Origin of the sequence: Tropicimonas sp. (genome assembly GCF_047971885.1) — a bacterium.
Lineage (GTDB): Bacteria > Pseudomonadota > Alphaproteobacteria > Rhodobacterales > Rhodobacteraceae > Tropicimonas.
This window is the reverse complement of sequence record NZ_JBKEAE010000054.1, coordinates 1-8,422: the sequence shown is the minus strand read 5'-3', so window position 1 is coordinate 8,422 and position 8,422 is coordinate 1. Positions and strand designations below refer to the sequence as shown.

The 8,422-nt window shown below is 67.7% G+C and carries 7 protein-coding genes; 5 read left to right on the top strand and 2 right to left on the bottom strand.

The annotated features are described in order from the left end of the window. Positions 1 to 2: 2 nt before the first annotated feature. The 4 genes from ACK5IR_RS05515 to ACK5IR_RS05500 are packed head-to-tail and all read left to right on the top strand — an operon-like array spanning position 3 to position 4,833. Positions 3 to 1,214, top strand: a complete 1,212-nt coding sequence (locus tag ACK5IR_RS05515; RefSeq protein WP_416926712.1) for a sarcosine oxidase subunit beta family protein — start codon at positions 3 to 5, stop codon at positions 1,212 to 1,214. Positions 1,215 to 1,227: 13 nt separating this feature from the next. Next, positions 1,228 to 1,494 carry a sarcosine oxidase subunit delta gene (locus ACK5IR_RS05510; RefSeq protein ID WP_416926710.1) on the top strand — a complete coding sequence of 89 codons (267 nt, stop codon included), beginning with the start codon at positions 1,228 to 1,230 and terminating at the stop codon, positions 1,492 to 1,494. After that, a complete protein-coding gene (locus ACK5IR_RS05505) occupies positions 1,491 to 4,337 on the top strand; it encodes a 2Fe-2S iron-sulfur cluster-binding protein (protein ID WP_416926708.1) in 2,847 nt (948 codons plus the stop codon). Before ACK5IR_RS05510 ends, ACK5IR_RS05505 begins: the two co-directional genes overlap by 4 nt. After that, positions 4,330 to 4,833 carry a hypothetical protein gene (locus ACK5IR_RS05500; RefSeq protein ID WP_416926706.1) on the top strand — a complete coding sequence of 168 codons (504 nt, stop codon included), beginning with the start codon at positions 4,330 to 4,332 and terminating at the stop codon, positions 4,831 to 4,833. Before ACK5IR_RS05505 ends, ACK5IR_RS05500 begins: the two co-directional genes overlap by 8 nt. Before the next feature lie 23 nt (positions 4,834 to 4,856). On the opposite strand, the gene ACK5IR_RS05495 is transcribed toward ACK5IR_RS05500, so the two are convergent. Then, a complete protein-coding gene (locus tag ACK5IR_RS05495) occupies positions 4,857 to 5,867 on the bottom strand; it encodes a substrate-binding domain-containing protein (RefSeq protein ID WP_416926704.1) in 1,011 nt (336 codons plus the stop codon). Beyond that, positions 5,864 to 7,201 carry an L-fucose:H+ symporter permease gene (fucP, locus tag ACK5IR_RS05490; protein ID WP_416926702.1) on the bottom strand — a complete coding sequence of 446 codons (1,338 nt, stop codon included), beginning with the start codon at positions 7,199 to 7,201 and terminating at the stop codon, positions 5,864 to 5,866. Before fucP ends, ACK5IR_RS05495 begins: the two co-directional genes overlap by 4 nt. A 662-nt stretch (positions 7,202 to 7,863) precedes the next feature. On the opposite strand from fucP, the gene ACK5IR_RS05485 reads away from it, so the two are divergent. Further along, positions 7,864 to 8,422, top strand: a 559-nt coding sequence (locus ACK5IR_RS05485; RefSeq protein ID WP_416926700.1) for an alcohol dehydrogenase catalytic domain-containing protein, incomplete at its 3' end; no start/stop codon positions are given.

The window sequence follows — 8,422 nt, the reverse complement described above, 5'->3', positions numbered from 1 at the left end:
GGCTGCGCGACAATCGCGGCTGGCAACCCGCCTGGCGCAAGGCCGTGCCGCGCGACGGATATGACGCGGTGATCGTCGGCGGTGGCGGGCACGGGCTCGCCACCGCGTATTACCTGGCCAGAAACCACCGGATGAGCCGGGTCGCGGTGCTGGAAAAGGGCTGGATCGGCGGTGGCAACACCGGACGCAACACGACGGTGGTGCGGTCGAACTACTTCTATCCCGAAAGCGTCGCACTCTACGACCTGGCGCTGCGGCTCTACGAGGGACTGAGCCGCGAACTGACCTACAACATCATGCTGTCGCAGCGGGGCATGCTCATCGCCGCACATACGCCGATGCAGATGGAAATCTGCACCCGCATCGCCAACGCGATGCAACTGAACGGCGTCGACGGCAGGCTGATGGACGGGGCCGAGGCGCTGCAACGCATTCCGCTGCTCAACCAGACCGCCGGGGCGCGCTTCCGCTGCCTCGGCGGGGTCTGGCAGGGCCGGGCCGGGGTTGCGCGCCACGATGCCGTGGCCTGGGCCTATGCCCGTGCTGCCAGCGCGCTTGGCGTCGATATCGTCGAGAATTGCGCCGTCACCGGCCTGCTGGTCGAAGGTGGCGCAATAGCCGGCCTGAAGACCACGCGCGGGACGATCCGCACCGGGCGGGTCGGCCTCGCCGCCGCAGGCGCCACGCCGGGGCTGGCTGCACCCGCCGGCGTACGGCTGCCGATCCATACCTATGCGTTGCAGGCTTTCGTCTCGGAGCCGGTCAAGCCGGTGCTCGATACGGTGCTGCTCTATCTCGGGACCGGGACCTACGTCAGCCAGTCTGACAAGGGAGAGCTGGTTTTCGGCGGCGGGCTCGACCGGGTACCGACTCATGGACAGCGCGGCAACCTGCCCGCCGAAGAGGCCGTCATCTCGGGCCTGCTGGAGATGTTCCCGGCCTTCGGACAACTGAAACTGCTGCGCCAGTGGGCCGGCGTGGTCGATGTGGTGCCCGACAGTTCGCCGGTGATCGGCCCGGTCGGGCCGGCGGGGCTCTATGTCAACTGCGGCTGGGGGACCGGCGGATTCAAGGCCACGCCGGCGGGCGGCTGGCTTCTGGCGCATCTGCTGGCGACGGGCCGTCACCACGAGATCAGCCGCCCCTTCGATCTGGACCGTTTCGCGCGCGGGCGGATGATCGACGAGGCCGCGGGTTCCGGCATCGCGCATTGAGCGAGGATAAACCATGCAACGCTTCCCCTGCCCCTTCTGCGGCCCGCGCGACGAGACCGAGTTTCATTTTGCCGCCGAGGCGGGCAAGCGCCGACTCGAACCCGCACCCGGGGTCAGCGATGGCGACTGGGCCGATTACCTCTACATGAACGATGCACCGCTCGGCCCCGCCCGCGAGGTCTGGGTGCATCTGAGCTGCGGCGAATTCTTCGTCATGACGCGTGACAGGCGCACGCGCGAGGTTCTCAGCGCCGAGGTGCTCCCGGGGAGGCAGGCATGAGCGGCTGGCGCCACGAAACGCTGGGCCGGATCGACCGGTCCCGCCCCCTGCCCTTCACCTTCGACGGGCGGCCGCTGACCGGTTATGCCGGCGACACGCTCGCCTCGGCCCTTCTGGCGGGCGGCCCGCGCATTCTGGGCCGCAGCTACAAATACCACCGCCCGCGCGGGCTCTGGGGCATGGGGGGCGAAGAGCCGAACGCCATCTTCGATGTGACCCTTGCCGGCCGGACCACGCCGAACCTGCGCGCCACGACGATGGCCCTGAGCGCCGGGATGGACCTGCGTTCGGTCAACACCGCGCCCGATGCGGCGCGCGACCGGGGGCGTCTGATCGACCGTGCCCACCGCTTTCTGCCCGCCGGGTTCTATTACAAGACCTTCATGACCCCCGGCTGGATGCGGTGGGAACCGATGATCCGCCGCATGGCGGGGATGGGCAGGCTCGATCCGGACAACCACCCGCCCGCCGACGTGCCCCGGATCAACGCCCGCTGCGATCATCTGGTAATCGGCGCCGGGCCGGCCGGTCTTGCCGCCGCACGAGCCGCTGCGGTGCGGGGCCAAACCGTCTGGCTGATCGACGAGGCGGACGAGGCCGGCGGCAGCCTGCGCTGGCGCGGTGGCGAGATCGACGGAGCGCCATGGCAGGAATTCGCTGCGGCAACCGTTGCCGCCATCAGCGCGGCGGGCGGCCGGATCATGACCGGAGGAACCGTCTGGGGCGCCTTCGATCACGGCCTTTTCGCAATCTGGGAACGGCGGCGGGGAAAACCCGATCGCCACTGGCTGCTGCGCGCCGGGGCGGCGGTTCTTGCCTCGGGCGCCATCGAACGGCCGCTCTGGTTTGCCAATAACGACCTGCCCGGGGTGATGTCCGCCGAGGCGGCCCTGCATTATCTGATACTCCACGGTGCGGTGGCCGGCCGGCGGATTGTGATGGCCACCGGCAACGACGCCACATATCCCATCGCCCGCGCCCTTGCCAAAGCCGGCTGCCAGGTGGTTCTGGCCGACGTGCGGGGCGAAACGCCCGCCGCCCCCGACGATGTGCGGCTGATCCGTCAGGCCCGCCTGACCCATGCGCATGGCCGGCGCGAGGTTGCCGCCGCAACGGTGAACGGCGAACGCATCGATGCCGACACGATCCTCGTATCGGGCGGCTATACGCCGTCGGTTCACCTGCATTGCCAGGCGGGCGGCAGGCTCGATTTCGATGCCGCTTCGGACGCGCTGGTCCCGCGCCCCGGATCGTCCCCCCTGAGTGTCGCCGGGGCGGCGAACGGCGCGTTCGGACTGGCCGATGCGCTGGCGCAGGGACACGCGGCGGCGGCGGGCACAGGCCCTGCGCCGCAGGCTGGCGGCACCGCCTGGACGCTCGTGACCATGCGCCCCGACCCGTCGCTCAGGGGGCGCCAGTGGATCGACCCGCAAAGCGACGTGACGCTCAAGGACGTGGCGCTCGCCGCGCGCGAGGGTTTCACCTCGGTCGAACACCTGAAGCGCTACACCGCGCTTGGCATGGCCACCGATCAGGGGCGCAGCGCCAATTTCGCCGGTCTGGCAGCCATGTCGGCCCTGACCGGGCGGACCATTCCCGAGACCGGAACCACCACCTATCGTCCGCCCTTTGCGCCGGTCCCGCTGGGGGTGATCGGTGGCATGCGCCGGGGCGAGGCGTTCAACCCGCCACGGCGGCTTTCGCTCGAACCGCTGCACCGGGCACGGGGTGCGGTGTTCCGCGAATACGGCGGCTGGCTGCGTCCTGCCTGGTACGGGCCCGAGGAAACCGCCGCAACGCGGGCCGAGGCACTGGCCGCGCGCGAGACGGCAGGGCTCTACGATGCCTCGTCTCTCGGCAAGATCGAGGTGATCGGGCCGGGCGCCGCCGACCTGCTGGATTTCTGCGGCTACGTCCGCATGTCCACCCTGAAACCGGGGCGCGCCCGCTACGGGTTCATGCTGTCGGAAACGGGCGTGGTGCACGACGATGGCGTCGTTCTGCGGCTGGCCGAGAATCGCTTCGTCGTCTCCGCCTCGTCGGGGCATGTGGCGTCGGTCAGGCTGCTGCTCGAGGAGGCGCGGCAGGACAGGTTCGACCCCCGGCACGTGTTCCTGCACGATGTCACCGCCCAATGGGTAACGCTCAGCGTGACCGGCCCCCGGGCACGCACGCTGCTCGTCGCGGCGGGTCTGCCGGCGGCGGTGACCGACGATACAGCCCTGCCCCACATGGCGGTGACCGGTGCGGAATGGAACGGCCATGCGCTCCGGGTTGCGCGGGTCAGCTTTACCGGCGACCGCTCGTACGAGCTTTCGGTTCCGGCGCGCCGTGGCCCGGCACTCCTTGCGGCGCTCGACGCGGCGAGGGAACAGACGGACGGACGCTGGATCGGGCTCGAGGCGGTGATGATCCTGCGTGCCGAAAAGGGGTTCATCCTGATCGGCAAGGACACAGACGGCGTGACCATGCCGCAGGATCTCGGCTGGGGCGGGCCGCGTGAGCGGCGGCAGGACGAATATTCAGGGCGCCGCGCGCTTTTCACCCCCGAGGCCATGCGCCCGGATCGCCGGCAGCTTGTCGGGCTGGAGGTGGCGGGCGGCACACCCCTGCCGGTTGGTGCCCATATCCTGCCGCAGGACGAGCCGCGGCGGTCGGCGGGGTTTGTCACGTCGAGCTGTTTCAGCCCCTTCCTGAACCGCCCGATCGCGCTGGCGATGATCGAGGGCGGGCGGGCGCTGGCCGGCCGGGAGGTACAGGTTTTCCACCTGGGGGAAACCACGCGCGCGCGGGTGACCGGGCCCTGTGCCCTCGATCCCGAAGGAGACCGGCTCCATGCCTGAACACGACTGGACCACCCGCACGCCCGAGCCGGGCGAAACGCTCACGGCAGGCGCGGTGACGCTTTTCTGCCGGCCGCCGGCGGGTGCAACGCTGATCTCGGGCGATCTCGGCGCGGCAATCGGCACGCTTGCGCCCGCAGCACCCCTGCTCGGGCTGATGGAGCGGCTGCCCGATGGCCCCTTCGCCCTGCGCATCGCCCGCGACCGTGCACTGCTTTGCGCCGCAGCCCCGCCGGATACCGAAGGCTGGCAGGGCAGCTTTGCCACCAGCGCGGCCGATGACCTGTATCTTCAGATCGGCCTACATGGCCCCGGCCATGCCGATATCATCGCCGCCGGCACCGGCGCACCGCCCGGCGCGCCATCGGCCGCATGTCTTTTTGCCGGCACATGCGCGCTGCTGGCCGGCGACGGGCAGGGTGCGCGCATCTGGGTCGAACGGCCGGATGCTGCGGCGCTGTGGTCGCATCTTGCCCGGCTTGCCCGTGCGCTGTGACCGGGCGGCGGGCGATCAGGCGATCATTCGCCCCAGCAGTTACGCACACCATAGGCAACATCCTCCGACGGCACACCGGGCGCCTTGTCGTCGGTGATCAGCCGCACCCCGGTATCGAGGTAACCGGTCGGCGTGTCGCCGCCCCGCAGCGCGGCGGCCAGCGCCCGCACGCCCTCGCGCGCCATGTTCTCGGGGAACTGCATCGCCGTCGCGTCGATCTCGCCCTGCCGTACCGCGCCCTTGATCGCGGCGCAGCCGCCGTCGATCGACACCAGAACCGTACGGCGCAGGTTCACCCCGGCCTGCTTCAGCGCCTCGAGCGCGCCCAACGCGGCCTGTTCGTTCACCGTGTAGATGACGTTCACATCCGGGTGCTGACGCAGGATTTCGTCCATCCGCTCCCTGCCAAGGGTCCGGTGCCCCTCGGTATCGGCACGCGCGACGATGGCCGGATCGTCCTCAGGGATGCCAAAGCCCGCCAGAAAACCCGCATGCCGCTCCTCTCCCGAGCTGATACCAGGCGCGAGATCGAGCATGGCGATCTTCGGCATTATGCCAAGCTCCTCCGCCTTGGCGACGGCATATTGCCCGACGAGCCGCCCGGCCGCCTCGTTGTCCGTGGCGAAATAGGCATCGACCGCCTCGGGCGGAGAAACCGGCGTATCCAGCGCGATAACGATCACCCCGGCGTCCCGCGCCGCCTGAATCGCCGGCAGCAGCGCGGTCGAACTGGTCGGCGCGATCAGGATGCCCCCGGCCCGCGCCGCGATCATGGTTTCCAGCACCGCCAACTGGCCATCGACATCCACGTCGCTCTCGCCGGTGCCGGTCAGAAGCGCGACGCCCTCGTCCTTTGCGGTTTTCTCGGCCGTCCTGCGCATGGTCACCCAGTAGGGGTTCATCTCCTGCTTGGTGATGAGCCCGATCGTGACATCATCGTCACCGTCGTCGTCACAGGCGGCAAGCGTCAGCAGAAGCCCCGCCAGCAACACCGTGCCGGCGCGCCGCCATGATTTGTTCGAGAAGCTGGTCATGACGTTTCACCTCCGGCCAGGGGACGCTCCTGTTTCGCGCCCGGCGCCGGGCGCGGGTTCCTCAGATCGAACAGCGCGTAGGCACCGACCATCATCAGGCAGATGCCGGGAACCGCATAGCCCATCGCCGGGCCGATCTGGTCCATCACCGCGCCGTGCACCATCGGCATGATCGCACCGCCCAGGATGGCCATGACAAGCCCGGCGGATCCGAACTTCGCATCCTGCCCAAGCCCCTGCAACGCCACGCCGTAGATGGTCGGGAACATCAGCGACAGCGCTGCGGACGCCGAGACCACCGCGATCAGTCCGGCAATGTTGAGCACCGACATCGCGGTCAGGCAGCAGGCAACGCCGAACAGCGCCATGACGAACAGCAGCAGAGTGGGGCGGAAGATGCCCAGCAGCCAGGTCATGACAAAGCGCGATATCAGGAAGATGATCAGGCTCGCCTGAAGCCACCAGCCCGCATTCTCGGGCGAGACGCCGACAACGTCCTGCGCGTAGAGGATGGTGAAGGTCCAGATGCAGGTCTGCGCCGCGACGTTGAAGAACTGCGCCATCACGCCGTAGCGGTAATGCCTGTTGTTCCAGAGCCGGCTGGCGATATTGCCCGACGCCCCGGGCGGGCCATAGGGTGGCTGCGACGGCAGATCGAAATGCCGGAAGAAGATCAGCAGCCAGATCAGGATCAGCACCGCCGAGATGCCGAGATACGGCGCCAGCACAAGCGCCAGATCGGCCTCCTGACTGGCGCGCAACTGTTCTGCCGTCATGATCGCCTTGCTCGATTCCGGCGTCAGCGCCGGCAGGATCATCACCGCCCCCATCAGAACGCCGATATTGGCGCCGATGGGATTGAACGCCTGCGCCAGATTGAGCCGGCGGGTCGCCGTCGCCTCGTCTCCCATGGCGATGACGAAAGGGTTGGCCGAGGTTTCGAGAATGGAAAGCCCCGCCGCCAGCACGAACAGCGCAACAAGGAACATCTCGTAGGCAAGCACCCTGCTTGCAGGAAGAAACAGAATCCCGCCGACGGCCGCCAGCCCCAGACCGACCAGCACGCCGGCCTTGTAGCCGAAGCGGTTGTTGATGAACCCTGCCGGCAGCGCCAGCAGGAAATAGGCGCCGTAATAGGCGAACTGCACCAGCGACGACTGCAGGTTGGTCATGTCGAAGATGCCGCGGAACACCCCGACCAGAATGTCGGTCAGGTTGGCGGCCGCACCCCAGGCGGTGAAACACAGGACCAGAAGGACAAAGGGCACCCGCAGGGATTTGGGAACGAATTCGGTCTTCGCCTTCGAGACCTCGGACAAGTCTGTCGCAGCCACTCTACCCCTCCATCGTTACGCACCACAGCCCACATGCCGGCCGGCCATTGGCAAACATCACCGCTCTGCCGGCGACTTCGCCCGCAGACCGACCGCATGGTTCGAATGAAAGCCCGTTCCTCCGCTACCCTTCCACCCACTTCGGAAGCGTCCGAAACGCAAGCGGCAGAAAAAATGTCACAAAGCGTTATTGTAATGTAAAGCGGCGTGTGTTTCGGGGGGTCGCAACCGATATCCGCAACTCACGCCGGATTATCGGTCAGAATCCATCGCCGCCCCGGATTCGGCTTTCAAAGACGGGATGTTAGCGGGACTGGAAACCGGACCACACGCCCATGTACCGACGCACGGTCGCCGCTGCCCGCTACAATGCGTCGCGATCCGGTGAGGTTCCGCCAGGCATCGCATGCGGCCTGGCCCTGCGCCGTGTCTGCCGGAAATGCGGCATGATCTCGACACCCAAACAGGTTTTGCCGGCTTCTGCCCGGCAAAGCCGGAGAACGATGCCGTCGCCTTCGATACTATTTTGGTCGGTGCAGATAATCACTCCACCCGTCGTTCGAAATACCGCATTTACAGTCACGGAAATCCTGCTGTTTGCTTGTACAGGTGGCCGGCGCCCGGTCGGGCAGAACCGGTATCGAGGCAATGAGGAGAATCTAATGGCAATTGCGCTTGTGCTTGAGGAGAAGGGAATACTGTCGCTGCGGGATTTCCCGCTGGTACAGGAACCCGGTCCCGACGACGTACGGGTTGCGATCCGGACCGTCGGTGTCTGCGGTTCGGACGTGCACTATTATACACACGGCAAGATCGGCCCGTTTGTGGTGGAAGAGCCGATGATCCTCGGCCACGAGGCTGCCGGCGTGGTCGTCGAGACCGGTGCGAACGTGACTCACCTCAAACCCGGCGACCGGGTGTGCATGGAGCCGGGCATACCCAATCCAACTTCGCGGGCCTCGAAGCTGGGCATCTACAACGTCGATCCGGCGGTCACCTTCTGGGCGACGCCGCCGGTTCATGGCTGTCTCACGCCCGAGGTCGTCCATCCGGCCGCCTTCACCTACCGGCTGCCCGATACGGTTTCCTTCGCCGAGGGGGCGATGGTCGAGCCCTTCGCCATCGGCATGCAGAGCGCGCTGCGCGCCCGCATCCAGCCCGGTGACATCGGTGTCGTGACCGGCGCGGGACCCATCGGCATGATGACGGCGCTCGCCGCAC